General features: G+C 69.4%; 16 protein-coding genes. 14 read left to right on the top strand and 2 right to left on the bottom strand.

The features are described from left to right. The first annotated feature begins 4 nt into the window (after window positions 1-4). From ACIGEZ_RS04215 to ACIGEZ_RS04150, 14 genes are all read left to right on the top strand, one after another. Window positions 5-367 (top strand): DUF4233 domain-containing protein, encoded by a 363-nt coding sequence (locus ACIGEZ_RS04215; protein ID WP_399825416.1) that lies wholly within the window; start codon window positions 5-7, stop codon window positions 365-367. A 65-nt stretch (window positions 368-432) separates the two neighbouring features. After that, window positions 433-846, top strand: coding sequence for a nucleoside-diphosphate kinase (gene ndk, locus ACIGEZ_RS04210; protein ID WP_399825413.1), 414 nt, complete (start codon window positions 433-435; stop codon window positions 844-846). Between the two features lie 292 nt (window positions 847-1,138). Continuing rightward, complete coding sequence (locus ACIGEZ_RS04205; RefSeq protein WP_046905593.1) at window positions 1,139-2,158, top strand: rod shape-determining protein; 1,020 nt, start codon at window positions 1,139-1,141, stop codon at window positions 2,156-2,158. A gap of 92 nt (window positions 2,159-2,250) precedes the next feature. Beyond that, entirely contained in the window at window positions 2,251-3,243 is a 993-nt protein-coding gene (mreC, locus tag ACIGEZ_RS04200) for a rod shape-determining protein MreC (RefSeq protein ID WP_399825411.1), read from the top strand. After that, window positions 3,240-3,908, top strand: coding sequence for a rod shape-determining protein MreD (gene mreD / locus ACIGEZ_RS04195; RefSeq protein ID WP_399825409.1), 669 nt, complete (start codon window positions 3,240-3,242; stop codon window positions 3,906-3,908). The genes mreC and mreD overlap by 4 nt, the downstream gene beginning before the upstream one ends. 19 nt (window positions 3,909-3,927) lie before the next feature. Beyond that, window positions 3,928-6,198, top strand: a complete 2,271-nt coding sequence (gene mrdA / locus ACIGEZ_RS04190) for a penicillin-binding protein 2 (RefSeq protein ID WP_399825406.1) — start codon at window positions 3,928-3,930, stop codon at window positions 6,196-6,198. Window positions 6,199-6,202: 4 nt separating this feature from the next. Then, a complete protein-coding gene (gene rodA, locus ACIGEZ_RS04185) occupies window positions 6,203-7,402 on the top strand; it encodes a rod shape-determining protein RodA (RefSeq protein WP_399825404.1) in 1,200 nt (399 codons plus the stop codon). 42 nt (window positions 7,403-7,444) lie between these two features. Next, window positions 7,445-8,959, top strand: coding sequence for a CHAD domain-containing protein (locus ACIGEZ_RS04180; protein WP_399825402.1), 1,515 nt, complete (start codon window positions 7,445-7,447; stop codon window positions 8,957-8,959). A gap of 52 nt (window positions 8,960-9,011) precedes the next feature. Beyond that, complete coding sequence (locus tag ACIGEZ_RS04175) at window positions 9,012-10,940, top strand: TIGR03960 family B12-binding radical SAM protein (RefSeq protein ID WP_399825399.1); 1,929 nt, start codon at window positions 9,012-9,014, stop codon at window positions 10,938-10,940. Between the two features lie 2 nt (window positions 10,941-10,942). Then, on the top strand, window positions 10,943-11,131 hold the full coding sequence (locus tag ACIGEZ_RS04170) for a hypothetical protein (RefSeq protein ID WP_399825396.1): 189 nt from the start codon (window positions 10,943-10,945) through the stop codon (window positions 11,129-11,131). Window positions 11,132-11,297: 166 nt separating this feature from the next. Continuing rightward, the gene (locus ACIGEZ_RS04165) at window positions 11,298-11,432 is read left to right on the top strand and encodes a hypothetical protein (protein ID WP_399825394.1); all 135 of its coding nucleotides are present in this window, start codon (window positions 11,298-11,300) and stop codon (window positions 11,430-11,432) included. Next, window positions 11,429-12,259 (top strand): helix-turn-helix domain-containing protein, encoded by an 831-nt coding sequence (locus ACIGEZ_RS04160; protein ID WP_399825392.1) that lies wholly within the window; start codon window positions 11,429-11,431, stop codon window positions 12,257-12,259. The genes ACIGEZ_RS04165 and ACIGEZ_RS04160 overlap by 4 nt, the downstream gene beginning before the upstream one ends. Before the next feature lie 93 nt (window positions 12,260-12,352). Beyond that, window positions 12,353-12,541 (top strand): hypothetical protein, encoded by a 189-nt coding sequence (locus ACIGEZ_RS04155; RefSeq protein WP_399825389.1) that lies wholly within the window; start codon window positions 12,353-12,355, stop codon window positions 12,539-12,541. Then, window positions 12,541-12,744, top strand: a complete 204-nt coding sequence (locus tag ACIGEZ_RS04150) for a hypothetical protein (protein WP_399825387.1) — start codon at window positions 12,541-12,543, stop codon at window positions 12,742-12,744. The genes ACIGEZ_RS04155 and ACIGEZ_RS04150 overlap by 1 nt, the downstream gene beginning before the upstream one ends. A 146-nt stretch (window positions 12,745-12,890) precedes the next feature. Here ACIGEZ_RS04150 and ACIGEZ_RS04145 read toward each other — a convergent pair whose 3' ends face one another. Further along, window positions 12,891-13,070 carry a helix-turn-helix domain-containing protein gene (locus tag ACIGEZ_RS04145; protein WP_399825385.1) on the bottom strand — a complete coding sequence of 60 codons (180 nt, stop codon included), beginning with the start codon at window positions 13,068-13,070 and terminating at the stop codon, window positions 12,891-12,893. Window positions 13,071-13,370: 300 nt separating this feature from the next. Continuing rightward, the gene (locus ACIGEZ_RS04140) at window positions 13,371-14,945 is read right to left on the bottom strand and encodes a recombinase family protein (RefSeq protein WP_399825383.1); all 1,575 of its coding nucleotides are present in this window, start codon (window positions 14,943-14,945) and stop codon (window positions 13,371-13,373) included. Window positions 14,946-15,095: the final 150 nt, after the last annotated feature.

The following is a 15,095-nucleotide window of genomic DNA, read 5'->3' as shown; positions in this document are numbered from 1 at the left end:
CCCGATGCGCGTGCTGTGTTCCTCGACGCTGATCGGCGAGTTCTTCGTGATCGGCTTCGCCGGTCTGGTCGCCATGAAGGACGACACCCTGGCGATGTCGACGGTCTGGACGGTCTGCGCGGTCGCCATGGCCCTGTCGGTGCTGCTGTGCGGGATGATCACCCGTCCGGGCGGCGTGCAGCTGGGCTGGGCCCTGCAGCTCGGGCTGATCGCCAGCGGCTTCTTCGTACCGATGATGTTCTTCCTGGGCGCGCTGTTCGCCGGGCTGTGGTGGGCCTCGGTGCACTACGGCCGGCGGATCGACGACATCAAGGCGTCCTGGGCAGCGGCCCAGGCGCAGGGATCCGCAGGGCCTGACGCTGCGTGATCGGGGCCGGTCCCGGCCCTGTAGCCTCGGAGGCCCGCACACCGTTGTCTGAAGGAGTTCCCACCGTGAGCCAGCGCACGCTCGTCCTGCTCAAGCCCGACGCCGTCCGCCGTGGCCTGATCGGCGAGATCATCGGCCGTATCGAGCGCAAGGCCGGCTGGACCATCGCGGCCCTGGAGATGCGCGAGCTGGACCAGGAGACGCTGGAGCAGCACTACGGCGAGCACAAGGGCAAGCCCTTCTACGAGCCGCTGATGGGCTTCATGGCCTCCGGTCCGGTCGTCGCGCTCGTCGTCGAGGGCGAGCGGGTCATCGAGGGCCTGCGCACGCTGGCCGGCCCGACCGACCCCATCGCCGCCGCCCCGGGCTCGATCCGCGGTGATTTCGGCACGATCGTCCGCGAGAACCTGATCCACGCCTCGGACTCCGAGGAGTCCGCCATCCGTGAGCTGAAGATCTTCTTCCCCGGCCTCTCCTGACCCGTCGCCTGACCCCTCGTCAGCCGATCAGCGCCACGCCCTGGGGCGACCGAAGGAATTCGGTCGCCCCCAGGCATATGAACGCCGAACCCGGGAACGGATCGCCGCGTCATTCCGTCACCTATACAGAGGTGGACTGAGGGACTCCGCCGCGCGGTATCCAGGTGGGCGGCACTACGATGGAAAACTCCACGCCGTACCACCTTCAGCCACCACCTCGCCGACCTGAGAAGCCGTCAACGCTCCGCTAGGGAAGGCCCGACGCATCCTCATGGGAAACAAGGGGAACTCAATGTCGTTCATCGGCCGTGACATGGCTGTCGACCTCGGGACCGCCAACACGCTGGTGTACGTCAGGGGTCGAGGCATCGTTCTGAACGAGCCGTCCGTCGTCGCGATCAACACCAACACCGGCGGCATCCTCGCGGTGGGTGCCGAGGCGAAGAAGATGATCGGCCGGACGCCCGGCAACATCGTCGCCGTACGCCCGCTCAAGGACGGCGTCATCGCCGACTTCGAGATCACGGAGCGGATGCTCCGCTACTTCATCCTGAAGATCCACAAGCGCCGCTACCTGGCCCGCCCCCGGGTTGTCGTCTGTGTGCCCTCCGGCATCACCGGAGTCGAGCGCCGCGCCGTCATCGAGGCCTCCACCCAGGCCGGCGCACGGCAGGTGCACATCATCGAGGAGCCCATGGCCGCGGCCATCGGCTCGGGCCTCCCGGTCCACGAGGCCACCGGCAACATGGTCGTCGACATCGGCGGCGGCACCACCGAGGTGGCCGTCATCTCCCTCGGCGGAATCGTCACGGCACAGTCCATCCGGGTGGCCGGCGACGAGCTTGACAACGCGATCATCCAGCACATCAAGAAGGAGTACTCGCTCCTCCTCGGTGAGCGCACCGCCGAGCAGATCAAGATCACCATCGGCTCCGCCTACGACCTCGACCAGGACGAGCACACCGAGATCCGCGGCCGCGACCTCGTCTCCGGCCTGCCCAAGACCGTGGTCATCTCCGCCGCCGAGGTCCGCAAGGCCATCGAGGAGCCGGTCAACGCCATCGTCGACGCCGTGAAGACCACCCTCGACAAGTGCCCGCCGGAGCTCTCCGGTGACGTCATGGACCGTGGCATCGTTCTCACCGGTGGAGGCGCCCTGCTGCGCGGCCTCGACGAGCGGCTGCGCCGGGAGACCGGCATGCCGATCCACATCGCCGAGGACCCGCTGGACTCGGTGGCGCTGGGCTCCGGCAAGTGCGTCGAGGAGTTCGAGGCACTCCAGCAGGTGCTCGACGCGCAGCCGCGCCGCTGACCGTACGCACGGCATCACCCCCACAACTCCATCACCCCCGGGCCCCGGCCCGGGGGCCCGTCACCAAACGAGGAAAGGCACGGCCGCCGCACGTGAGGGACACACGAGAGAGCCGGCTGCTCCTGGTGCTGCTGATCGCCATCGCGTTCGCATTGATCACGGTGGATATCCGAGGAGGCCAGGAGTCGCCGGTCGACGGTGCCCGACAGGCCGCGGCCGCGGTCTTCGGTCCCGTCGAGAACGGAGTCGCCACGGCGGTCGACCCGATCGGCAACGCGATAGGAGCGGTCCGCGACTCCGGGGAACGGCACAACCGGATCGCCGCCCTGGAGCAGGAGAACGCCGCCCTCAAGGCCAAGCTCGGCAGCGACGACCGCAACCGCAACCGGCTGCGCGAACTCGACGCCATGCTGAAGACCGCCGGCGCCGGCCAGTACGGCATCAAGGGCGCCGAGGTCATCGCCATAGGAGCCGCCCAGGGCTTCTCCTGGACCGTCACCATCGACGTCGGCGCCCGTGACGGCATCCGGCGCGACATGACCGTGCTCAACGGCTCCGGACTCGTCGGCCGGATCACCACCGTCGGGCCCTCCACGTCGACGGTGCTCCTCGCCAACGACCCCGACTTCACCGTGGGCACCCGCATGGAGAAGACCGACGAACTCGGCTTCGCCACCGGCCAGGGCGACCGACCGCTCCTGGTCCAGCTGCTCAACGGCAAGGCCAAGGTCAAGAACGGCGACCGTCTCGTCACCTTCGGCTCGCAGGCCGACAAGCCCTTCGTACCCGGCGTGCCGGTCGGCGAGGTCGTCCGCGTCGACCCCTCGGGCGGCGGACTGACCCGCAACGTCTACGTCCGCCCGTACGTCGGCTTCACCAAGCTCGACATCGTCGGCGTCGTCGTCCAGGCCCCGCGCACCGACCCGCGCGACATGGTCCTGCCGCAGAAGCCCAAGCCGGCGCCGACCGTCACCGTCACGGTCACCCCGACGCCCACCCCGACAGCCACGGACGGGCAGAAGCCGGGCCAGAACGAGCGGAAGCCGTCGGACCAGGGCTCGGACCAGGGGGAGGAAACGCCGTGAAGTTCAACCGCATCCTGCTGTCGGCCGCGCTGATCGTCGTCGCCCTGGTCGTCCAGGTCTGTGTGCTCGCCCGCCTCCAGCTCCCCGGCGCCGTCCCCGACCTGGTCCTGCTCACCGTCGTCGGCCTCGCCCTCGTCTACGGACACGTCACCGGCGCCCTCGTCGGCTTCACCTCCGGTCTGCTCGCCGACCTCGCCCCGCCCGCCGACCACGCCGCCGGCCGCTACGCCCTGGTGCTCTGCCTCGTCGGCTACCTCGTCGGCCTGGCCCGCCCCGAGAACGGCCGGCTGAAGTCCGCCAGCGGTCCCATGGCCGTGGTCGTCGTCGCCGCCATCGGCTCCACCCTGCTGTACGCGGGGGTCGGCGCCCTCGTCGGCGACACCGCCGCCCGCCATGTCGGGCTCGGCTTCCTGCTGTTCACCGCGGCGCTCTACGACCTGCTCCTCGCCCCGTTCACCGTGCCGCTCATCATGGCCCTGGCCCGGCGCGCGGACAACGACCCGCTCGCCGAGACCAGCGGGTCCAACGGGGCCGACCTCTCCTCCGGCTGGCTCTCCTCCGGCACCGGCCTGAGGATCGGCACCCAGCGCGGCGGGCTGCGCGTCAAGGCCGCCCGGTCCCGCGCCTCACGCGCCGGACGCATCAAGGGAGTCAAGCGACTGTGACCAAGGGGGCAGCGGCAGCATGAGCAACATCCCCGAGACCGGCCGGACCCCCCGGGTCCAGATCCGGCTCGTCGTCATCCAGGTCCTCGTCTTCTCCCTGCTCGCCACACTCGGCGGACGCCTCTGGTACCTCCAGATCCGCAACGGCAAGGAGTACACCGACGAGGCGAAGAACAACCACGTCCAGCAGGTCGTCCAGCCCGCCGTCCGCGGCTCCATCCTGGACGCCCGCGGCGTCCCGCTCGCCGACAACGAGACCCGGCTCGTGGTCTCCGCCTCGCGCACCGAGCTGATGAAGATGAAGGACGACGGCAAGGCCGTCCTCGCCCGGCTCGCCGGCGTCCTCGGCATGAAGCCCGAGGACGTCGTCAACAAGATCCGGCTCTGCGACTCCAAGACCCCCAAGCCCTGCTGGAACGGCTCCCCGTACCAGCCGATCCCGGTCACCGACGAGGCCACCACCCAGCAGGCCCTGCAGATCCGCGAGCGCGCCGAGGACTTCCCCGGCATCACCGCCGAACCCGCCGCCGTCCGCCGCTACCCGGCCCCCGGCAAGTCCCGCACCTCCCAGGTGCTGGGCTACCTCTCGCCCGTCACCGACGGGGAGATCGAGAAGGCCAAGGACAGCGACTCGCCGTACCTGCGATCCGACCAGGTCGGCCGCTCCGGCCTGGAGCGCACCTACGACAAGGAGTTGCGCGGCAAGGCCGGCGTCACCCGCTACGAGGTCGACAACCTCGGCAGGGTCATCGGCCAGGCCAAGAGCGACGAGGCCCAGCCCGGCGCCAACGTGGTGACCTCCATCGACGCCCGGGTGCAGGCGGTCGCCGAGTGGGAGCTGCACAACGCGATGGTCGAGGCCCGCAAGGTCCACGACAGGAACACCAGCGAGAACTACAAGGCCGACGCCGGCGCCGTCGTCGTCATGGAGGCCAAGACCGGCCGGATCGTCGCCATGGCCTCGCAGCCCGACTACGACCCCAACGCCTGGGTCGGCGGCATCTCCGCCAAGGACTACGCGGCCCTCACCGGCAAGGACTCCAACTTCCCGCTGCTCAACCGGGCCATCCAGGGCCAGGCCGCCCCCGGCTCCATCTTCAAGGTCGTCTCGACCGCCGCCGCCGTCAACGCGGGCTACGACTTCGACGGCCGCTACCCGTGCACCAGCTCGTACTCGATCGGCAACCAGGTCTTCAAGAACTTCGAGTCGCAGAACCACGGACCCATCAGCCTCGGCCGGGCCCTCGAGGTCTCCTGCGACACCGTCTTCTACGCCCTCGCCCACCAGCAGTGGCAGCGGGACGGCGGCATGAAGCCGAAGAAGAACCCCGGCGACTGGTTCTACAAGACCGCCCACCAGTTCGGCCTCGGCGCCGAGACCGGCATCGACCTCCCCAACGAGGTCACCGGCCGCGTCCCCGACCGCCAGTGGAAGCAGAAGTTCTGGGAGGCCAACAAGGACTGGTGGTGCAGGACCGGCAAGAAGGGCGGCACCTACGTCCAGCAGCTGTCGTACGAGAACTGCCTCGAAGGCAACCTCATGCGCGCCGGTGACTCCGTCAACTACTCCATCGGACAGGGCGACACCCTCGTCACCCCCATCCAGATGGCCACCATCTACGCTGCCATCTCCAACGGCGGCACCCTGTGGAACCCCACCGTGGGCAAGGCCGTCATCAGCGCCGACGGCAAGAAGGTCACGCACATCAAGCCGACCTCGCACGGCCGGCTCCCGTTCGACGCCAAGACCCGCGACCTGATAGACGACGCCCTCGCGGGAGTCGCCACCCGCGGTACCGCTGCCTGGCGCTTCGCCCAGGTCGGCTGGCCGCAGGACAAGATCCCGATGCACGCCAAGACGGGTACCGCGGAGGTCTACGGCAAGCAGACGACCTCCTGGTTCGCCACGTACACCAAGGACTACGCGATCGTCATGACGATCTCCCAGGGTGGTACGGGCTCCGGCGCCTCAGGCCCCGCCGTGCGCAACATCTACGACGCGCTCTACGGGCTCGACGACTCCGGCAAGCAGGACCTGAAGCGCGCCCTTCTGCCGCAGCCGCAGCAGGCCCTGCCGAAGATCGAGGCCGACGGCTCCATCGACGCCCCGAGGATCAAGCCGTACGACCCCGAGGCGCAGAAGGTCGACCCCGAGAAGCTGAACGCCGACGGGACCAAGCCGCCGGCCGACCCCGCCGACCCCGCCGATCCGGCCGATCCCGCCAAACCGGACCCGGGGGACGACCGGCAGGAACTCGCGGGCCCGCCCGCCACCCGGGGGAGGGACTGAACCGGTGACCGCACCCCACGGCTTCTCCGTCTCCCGCTACGCACCCGACCGCGGCGCGTTCGCAAGGCTCACCGCCCGCGACTCGGTGCTGCGCCGGCTCGACTGGCCGATCCTGCTGTCCGCGCTCGCCCTGTCGCTCATCGGCTCGCTGCTCGTCTGGTCCGCCACCCGCGGCCGCACCGAGCTCAACCAGGGCGACCCGTACTACTTCCTGTTCCGGCACGTCCTGAACACCGGCATCGGGCTCGCCCTGATGATCGGCACGATCTGGCTCGGCCACCGCACCCTGCGCGGGGCCGTGCCGATCCTCTACGGCATCTCGATCCTGCTGATCCTCGCCGTCCTCACCCCGCTCGGCGCGACCATCAACGGCGCGCACGCGTGGATCGTCATCGGCGGCGGCTTCTCGCTCCAGCCCAGCGAGTTCGTCAAGATCACGATCATCCTGATCATGGCGATGCTGCTCGCCGCCAAGGTCGACGCCGGCGACCAGCTCCACCCCGACCACGGCACCGTCGCCAAGGCCCTGGCCCTGGCCGCGCTCCCGATGGGCATCGTCATGCTGATGCCGGACCTCGGCTCCGTCATGGTCATGGCCGTCATCGTGCTCGGCGTGCTGCTCGCCTCCGGCGCCTCCAACCGCTGGGTCCTCGGCCTCATCGGAGCCGGCGTCACCGGCGCGGTCCTCGTCACCATGCTCGGCATGCTCGACGAGTACCAGATCAACCGCTTCGCCGCCTTCGCCAACCCCGACCTCGACCCGGCCGGCGTCGGCTACAACACCAACCAGGCCCGGATCGCCATCGGCTCCGGCGGCCTGCTCGGCGCCGGCCTCTTCAAGGGCTCCCAGACCACCGGCCAGTTCGTGCCCGAACAGCAGACCGACTTCGTCTTCACCGTCGCCGGCGAGGAGCTCGGCTTCGTCGGCGCGGGCCTCATCCTGGTCCTGCTCGGCGTCATCCTCTGGCGCGCCTGCCGGATAGCGCGCGAGACGACCGAGCTCTACGGCACCGTCGTGGCCGCCGGCATCATCGCCTGGTTCGCCTTCCAGTCCTTCGAGAACATCGGCATGACCCTCGGCATCATGCCGGTCGCCGGGCTGCCGCTGCCCTTCGTCTCGTACGGCGGCTCGTCGATGTTCGCGGTGTGGGTGGCGATCGGACTGCTCCAGTCGATCCGGGTGCAACGGCCGATGACAGCCTGAGGCCCACTCCCGCGGAGTTCACTTCCCGTCTAGATTCGATTCATGGCGGAGACGAAGCGTGAGATCGAGCGGAAGTACGAGGCCGATGACGAGGCCGCGGTCCCGGACCTCACCAAGGTCCGGGGCATCGCCGCCGTCCGGGACGAGGGCGTCATCGAACTCGACGCCGTCTACTACGACACGGCCGACCTCCGGCTCGCCGCCGACTCCCTCACGCTGCGCCGCCGCACCGGCGGCGACGACGCCGGCTGGCACCTGAAGTTCCCCGTCGCCTCCGGAATCCGCGACGAGATCAGAGCCCCGCTCTCGGAGACGCTCCCGCGCTCCCTGGCGGGGCTCCTGCGTTCCCGGGTCCGCGACGAGCCGCTGCTGCCCGTCGTCCGGCTCCGCTCCCGCCGCGACGTCCGCCACCTGGCCGCCGAGAACGGCAGCCTGCTCGCCGAACTCTCCGTGGACGCCGTCCACGCGGAGCGCCTCACCGGGGACGGCGCGGCCGCCTGGACCGAGATCGAGGTCGAACTCGCGGACGACGCCGACGAGGCGATCCTCGACGCGATCGACAAACGCCTCAAGAAGGCGGGCATCCGCCCGTCGGACTCGGCGTCGAAGCTGGCCAGGGCGCTGGCCGAGACCGGCGGCGGGCCCGCCGCGCAGGACTCGGGAGAGTCCGACGGCAGCGCGGGCGCCGCCGTCCTCGCGTACGTACGGGAGCAGGTCGAGGCCCTCGTCGCGCTCGACCCCGCCGTGCGGCGCGACCTGCCCGACTCGGTGCACCAGATGCGGGTCGCCTCGCGCCGGCTGCGCAGCGCCTTCAAGACGTACCGCAAGGTGCTCGACCGGGCCGTCACCGACCCGGTCGGCGAGGAGCTCAAGTGGCTCGCCGGCGAACTGGGCCACGCCCGCGACCAGGAGGTCCTCGACGAACGGCTGCGGGCCGGGCTGGACGCGCTGCCCCGCGAACTCCTGCTCGGGCCCGTCCGCGGCCGGCTCAGGACCTGGGACGCGGCCCGCAGCGGCGGCTCCCGGCGCCGTACCCTCGCCACCCTCGACTCCGCCCGCCATGTCGCCCTGCTCGACCGCCTCGACGCCCTGCTCGCCGACCCGCCGCTGCTCCCCGCCGCCCGCAAGGACGCCGCGAAGGTCCTGCCCAAGGCCGTCCTGCGCGACTACCGGCGGCTCGCCGACCGCGTCGACCACGCCCTCGCCCTCGACCCGGGAGAGGACCGCGACCACGCCCTGCACGACGCCCGCAAGGCCGCCAAGCGCGCCCGCTACGCGGGGGACGCCGCCGTGCCCACCCTCGGCAAGCCGGCCAAGAGGTTCGCCGGACGGGTGAAGGAGGTGCAGAGCTGCCTCGGCGACCACCAGGACAGCGTCGTCGCCCGCGCCGCCCTGCGCGACCTCGCGATCCAGGCCCACGCGGCCGGCGAGTCCGCCTTCACCTGGGGTGTTCTGCACGGCCGCGAGCACGAGGCCGCCGCCGCGCGGGAGCGCGAGCTGCCCGGGATCTGGGAGCGGGCCTCGGCGCCGGAAATCCGGGCGGCGCTGAGCCACTGAGCACCGGGGTACGCTTGAGAGTCGCCCCCCTGCCAGCTCACGAAGGTTCGAGATGTCTGCTGCCGAGTCTGTCTTCCCGCAGCTCGAAGCTCTGCTCCCGCACGTGCAGAAGCCGATTCAGTACGTCGGTGGAGAGCTGAACTCCACGGTCAAGCCGTGGGAGTCCGCCGACGTCCGCTGGGCGCTGATGTACCCGGACGCGTACGAGGTCGGTCTGCCCAACCAGGGCGTCATGATCCTCTACGAGGTACTGAACGAGCGTGAGGGCGTCCTCGCCGAGCGCACCTACAGCGTGTGGCCGGACCTCGAAGAGCTCATGCGCGAGCACGGCGTCCCGCAGTTCACCGTCGACTCCCACCGCCCGGTGAAGGAGTTCGACGTCTTCGGCCTGAGCTTCTCCACCGAGCTCGGCTACACCAACATGCTGACCGCCCTCGACCTGGCGGGCATCCCGCTGGAGTCGAAGGACCGGACCGTCGACCACCCGATCGTGCTCGCCGGCGGCCACGCGGCCTTCAACCCCGAGCCGATCGCCGACTTCATCGACGCGGCGATCATCGGCGACGGCGAGCAGGCCGTGCTCGACATGACCGAGATCATCCGCCAGTGGAAGGCCGAGGGCCGGCCGGGCGGCCGCGAGGAGGTCCTCTTCCGCCTCGCGAAGACCGGCAGCGTGTACATCCCGGCGTTCTACGACGTCGAGTACCTGCCGGACGGCCGTATCGGCCGGGTCGTCCCCAACAGGTCCGGTGTGCCGTGGCGCGTCTCCAAGCACACCGTCATGGACCTCGACGAGTGGCCCTACCCCAAGCAGCCGCTCGTCCCGCTCGCCGAGACCGTCCACGAGCGGATGTCCGTCGAGATCTTCCGCGGCTGCACCCGCGGCTGCCGCTTCTGCCAGGCCGGCATGATCACGCGCCCCGTGCGGGAGCGAAGCATCACCGGCATCGGCGAGATGGTGGACCGCGGCCTGAAGGCCACCGGCTTCGAGGAGGTCGGCCTGCTGTCGCTGTCCTCCGCGGACCACTCGGAGATCGGCGACATCGCGAAGGGCCTGGCCGACCGGTACACGGAGGACAAGATCGGTCTGTCCCTCCCGTCGACCCGCGTGGACGCCTTCAACGTCGACCTGGCGAACGAACTGACCCGTAACGGTCGCCGCTCCGGCCTGACGTTCGCGCCGGAGGGCGGCAGCGAGCGCATGCGCAAGGTCATCAACAAGATGGTCTCGGAGGAGGACCTGATCAGGACCGTCTCCACCGCGTACGGCAACGGCTGGCGCCAGGTGAAGCTGTACTTCATGTGCGGCCTGCCGACGGAGACCGACGAGGACGTCCTGCAGATCGCCGACATGGCGATGAACGTGATCGCCGAGGGCCGCAAGGTCTCCGGCCAGAACGACATCCGCTGCACCGTCTCCATCGGCGGCTTCGTGCCGAAGCCCCACACCCCCTTCCAGTGGGCCCCGCAGCTCTCCGCCGAGGAGACCGACGAGCGCCTGCAGAAGCTCCGCGACAAGATCCGCGGTGACAAGAAGTACGGCCGCTCGATCGGCTTCCGCTACCACGACGGCAAGCCCGGCATCGTCGAGGGCCTGCTCTCCCGCGGCGACCGCCGCATCGGCGCGGTCATCCGGGCGGTCTACGAGGACGGCGGCCGCTTCGACGGCTGGCGCGAGCACTTCTCGTACGACCGCTGGATGAGCTGCGCGGAGAAGACCCTCCCCGAGTTCGGTGTGGACGTCGCCTGGTACACCACCCGCGAGCGCACCTACGAGGAGGTCCTGCCCTGGGACCACCTGGACTCCGGTCTCGACAAGGACTGGCTCTGGGAGGACTGGCAGGACGCGCTCGACGAGACCGAGGTCGAGGACTGCCGCTGGACCCCGTGCTTCGACTGCGGTGTCTGCCCGCAGATGGACACGGCCATACAAATCGGGCCCACGGGCAAGAAGCTGCTCCCGCTCACGGTCAAGAAGTAGCTGTGACCAGCGGCGACGCCATCCAGCGGATGGCTGAGGCGCTTGCCGAAGTACCCGAGGCGGACCGCATCGAAGCCCTGCGAGGCCTCGGAGCGAAGGAGCGCGAGCAGGCTCCCCGCCCTGAGCGGCGCACGCCGCTTCCCGCCCATCGGCGTGACCCGGGCATCCTCTCGGCGGTCGAGTGGGTGTAGGCGAAGAGAGGCGTTCGGACGATCTGGTCCGGGCGCCTCTCGGCGTTCCTGGGGTCCTGTTTATGCGACAACGCGCATAGTCGCGTTTCCGCATAGACGGAGTGTCGGCCTCGCTCGTACGGTCGGTGGCGACCAGCCCGCAGAGGGCTCGTAAGAGGGGGTTCAGGTGCTCATGCACTACCACCCGGACGGCAGGCAGATCACCCGTGAACTGTACGAGGGCGACCCCGCTCCGTTCATCGAGTACCAGAGGATCGCCGTAGAGGCGTCTGTGCCCTTCCTGGAGTACATCCGTACGTGAGTGTCGAACCCGAGGATCTGGGCCAGTCAGGCGAGGAACTGGCGGCTCTGCTGAAGGCCGTACGCAAGCGGTCCGGGCTCACCGGAACCCGGATCGCTGCCCGCTGCACCATGTCCCAGTCCAAGATCAGCCGGATCGAGAACGGCAAGGTGCGACCGTCCCTCGTGGACGTGGAACAGTTCCTCCGTGCCTGCGACGCGCCCTCGGCGCTCGTCGCGCAGGTCATGGCGTTGGCCAGGCTGGCGAACACGGAGTGGCAGGGTGCCCGGGGCATGCGCCGCAAGGGCCTGGACAAGAAGCAGCTTGAGCTCGCCGGCCTCGAAGCGTCCTCGACCGAGTTCCGGTTCTTCCTGCTTTCGATGATCACGGGACTCTTCTCGACGCCCGAGTACATCCGCACCAGCCTCGCCCACATCCCCGGCGACCACTCCAAGACGATCGCCAAGAAGCTGGAGCGGCAACAGGTCCTCTACGACCGCTCGAAGCGGTTCACGTTCCTCCTCACCGAACAGGCCGTCCGCTGGCCCCTCGTCGGCCGCGACGCCCTCGCGGTCCAGACCGACCACCTGGTCTCGCTCACGCACCTCCCGAACGTCCGCCTCGGCGTCATCCCCCTGACCACGTCGACCGGCCCGGCACCGCTCAACACGTTCACGATCTACGACGACCGCATAGCCACCGTGGAGCTGTCGTCAGGGGTCATGGTCTTCTGTGATCCCCGGGACGTGATGGGCCACCTCGAAGAGTTCGGGCACCTGGAGACGCGGGCCCTGTTCGGCCAGGAAGCACGCACCTTCCTGGGGGAGTGTGCTGACGCCCTCCGGTGATCTTTAGTCCAGGACGCGCATGATCCGCCTACAGCGCCGCCGGTCCGTGAAGGATTCCGCACCGAACGCCAGGCGACAGCGAAAGGTGCGGACATGGCGACGGCACTGGACCGGGTGACGGACGAGTACGGGACCTACGCCCCGAAGGGCTCGACCTGCCTCGTCTGCAAGCAGGAGATCAAACGCCTGGAGCGCGTCCGGCGCGGCTACCTGCGCCCCGAGGGCGACGGGGCGGGCGACATGGCGCCGGTCTACCACCACAGCCCGAAGTGCCCGTCCTGATGGTCACGCGGCAGGACATCGGGCATCTCGTCCAGGACGGACACGGCCGCGCCGGAGTGCTGACGGACGTGATCCCGGACTACGAGGACCCCGCGAAGATGCCCGCCGACCGCAGGAAGCAGCGCATGGCGTTCGTGCGCCCCGAGGGCGGCGGCGTGGAGTGGCTGGCCCTCCCGAACGACGTCAGCCGCTTACAGCCCTGAGACTCCCGCCCCCGCCGTACGGACACCGACACGCGCGGCGGGGGCGGGTCACCAACAGGCCAGCGAAGGAGATCTGTGCTGGCCGTGTCGTTGCGGCCGTCAGGCGGCGTAGAGCCGGGGCCTGCCTGAACTCCTGCGCGCCTGCTTCAGGCGCTCTCTCCGAGGTGCCGGTACAGCGTGGCTCGGGAGACGCCGAGGGCCTTTGCGATGGCGCTGACGCTCTCGCCCTTGGCCTTCCTGGCACGGGCCACGCTGAGTACGTCCTCGTCCACCACGGACGGCCGGCCGCCAGTACGGCCCTGCGCCTTGGCCGCCGTGATGTTCAAAGGACTGGCGACTCCTGGCGGTGGCCGAGGGCGGCACGGAGCCGTGCCTCAGCGTCGGGTGGAAGTCGCGCAGTACCGTCCTGCGCTTCGGGATGTCCTCGACGTCCCTGCGAGCCCCTCGGGGTCGCGGCCCCTCACGGAGTGGCCAGCTCTACCGCCGCTGAACGGCGGGAGCTACGGTGTCCGCTCCCAGAAGGAGCGGGAGAGTCTTGCTACCCGGAGCCCGCGACGGCCGTCAAGTCGAACACCCCCGGGGCCCTGTGGTCGGGGCGCCCGGAGGCATACGTCTCTGCTCGCTCGTCAGAGCCGTGCGGCGAAGTCGTCGCCCTTGATGACCAGGCGTTCGCGGACGTCGCGCGGGATCTTCAGTCGCAGGTGTACGGACGGGGCGCGCACCCCCTTGACCTTCGTGCGGGTCACCTCGCATGTGACGCCCACGCGACGCAGGTCCTCGGCCATGGCCTCCATGCCGCCCGCTTCCCACATCTCCCGGAAGGTCTTGCCGTTGTGCACGAGGACCCAACGGTCTTGCGTGGTCTCGGGATCGATGGCGTTCAGCTCGTCCGTGAGTTTGTCGAGTGTCTTCTCCGCCCGCTCGCGAGTGAACCGTGTCTTCGAGAAGCGGCCTTCTGGTTCAAGCTCCGCCATGTAGTAGGAGATGGCGTCTTCGAGCCGCTTCACTTCGGCGCGTGCCTCGGCTCCCTTCGCGTACTCCCGGACCTGGACGGGGAAGTCGCCGAGGACGCGCAGCACGTCGCCCACGAGGACGTCGTACACGTCCTGCGGGTCAGGTGCGCCGAGCCCGCCGCCCTTGCACTTGCCGCAGCGCAGGTAGGTGTAGCTCCGGCCGTTGCTCATGTTCTTCTGCACGGTCATGTTGGTCGAACAGTCGACACAGATCAGGACTCCCAGGAACTGCGTCGCTCCGCCCGTCTGCCGGGTGGGCTGGTTCTTGCCCCGGCGGTCGAGTGCCGCTTGAAGGGTCTCGAACTCCTCCTGGGTGAAGATCGGAGGGCCGACTCGTATCGGCTTCCCGTCGTTGCCGAGGACGAGTCTGCTCCGTCGCTTCCCGCCCTGCTTGTTCTCCTCGACCCGGTACCCCATGAGCGCGGGGTTACGAAGGCGGCGAAGGAGAGTCGACGTCGTGAGTCCCGTCGACATGAGCCCGGAGCGGACGAGACAGCGGGCCATGCGTCGGGCGGAGACGCCCCGGAGCGCCATGCGTCGGGCCCAGTGCAGTGCCTTGTGCGCGCTCGGCTCGATGGCGAGTGCCGGCTTGCCGTCCACCTTCGTCGTGACGTAGCCGTACGTCGGTTTGCCCACGAGCCACGAGTCCTGCGTGCGCGCGTAGTCCCACAGTGACGTGACGCGGGTCGACGTGTTCGCCGCCTCGATCTCGGCGATGCCGCCGATGAGCGTGACCATGATCCGGCCCACGGTCGTGCTGAGGTCGATCGCGTCGTTCTTCGACACGAGGTTCTTCCCGTACCGCTCGCACCACTCGATCATCGTGGACAGGTCCGTCATGCGACGGATGAAGCGGTCGAGCTTCCAGAAGAGCAGAGCGTCGAACTCCGGAGCCCGGTTGTTGAGCCACTCCCCGAGCTCCTTCCGCTTCCACGGCGGAACCTTCGTCGCCGACACGTTGAGATCGGAGGCGACGCCGACGACGCGGTACCCCTTCTCTCTGGCCAGGAGACGCAGGTCGAGTTCCTGCCGCACCGGCGAGGTCGTGTCTTCCGTAAGTACGGACAGGCGGACGGAGAGAAGTGCGCGCGGGGCGTCCTCGGGGAGCAGGGCCTCCGCCCGCTTCAGGTCCTCCAGGAGGGCCAGGTCCGAGGCGGTCCACTCGCTCTCGATGTCGTACGTCTTCATGGTCGCGGAGCGTACAGGTTGGATGTGGAGCTGTCTTGCTATGCGCGCACATGGACACGCACATCCAGATCGGACCGACGGGCAAGAAGCTGCTGCCGCTGACGGTCGTGAACCAGTAGGCGTCGCCGCATAACGCCTTGGTGACGGCCC

The sequence above is a fragment of the Streptomyces sp. NPDC085481 genome (genome assembly GCF_044541845.1).
Taxonomy (GTDB): domain Bacteria; phylum Actinomycetota; class Actinomycetes; order Streptomycetales; family Streptomycetaceae; genus Streptomyces.
Note: the sequence above shows the minus strand (reverse complement) of the source record. Positions and strands in the feature narration are given on the sequence as shown.

Coding starts and splice junctions, on each gene's coding strand:
- ACIGEZ_RS04215 (WP_399825416.1), top strand. CDS start 5: ATGCGCGTGCTGTGTTCCTCGACGCTGATCGGCGAGTTCTTCGTGATC.
- ACIGEZ_RS04205 (WP_046905593.1), top strand. CDS start 1,139: ATGTCGTTCATCGGCCGTGACATGGCTGTCGACCTCGGGACCGCCAAC.
- mrdA (WP_399825406.1), top strand. CDS start 3,928: ATGAGCAACATCCCCGAGACCGGCCGGACCCCCCGGGTCCAGATCCGG.
- ACIGEZ_RS04180 (WP_399825402.1), top strand. CDS start 7,445: ATGGCGGAGACGAAGCGTGAGATCGAGCGGAAGTACGAGGCCGATGAC.
- ACIGEZ_RS04175 (WP_399825399.1), top strand. CDS start 9,012: ATGTCTGCTGCCGAGTCTGTCTTCCCGCAGCTCGAAGCTCTGCTCCCG.
- ACIGEZ_RS04155 (WP_399825389.1), top strand. CDS start 12,353: ATGGCGACGGCACTGGACCGGGTGACGGACGAGTACGGGACCTACGCC.
- ACIGEZ_RS04150 (WP_399825387.1), top strand. CDS start 12,541: ATGGTCACGCGGCAGGACATCGGGCATCTCGTCCAGGACGGACACGGC.
- ACIGEZ_RS04140 (WP_399825383.1), bottom strand. CDS start 14,945: ATGAAGACGTACGACATCGAGAGCGAGTGGACCGCCTCGGACCTGGCC.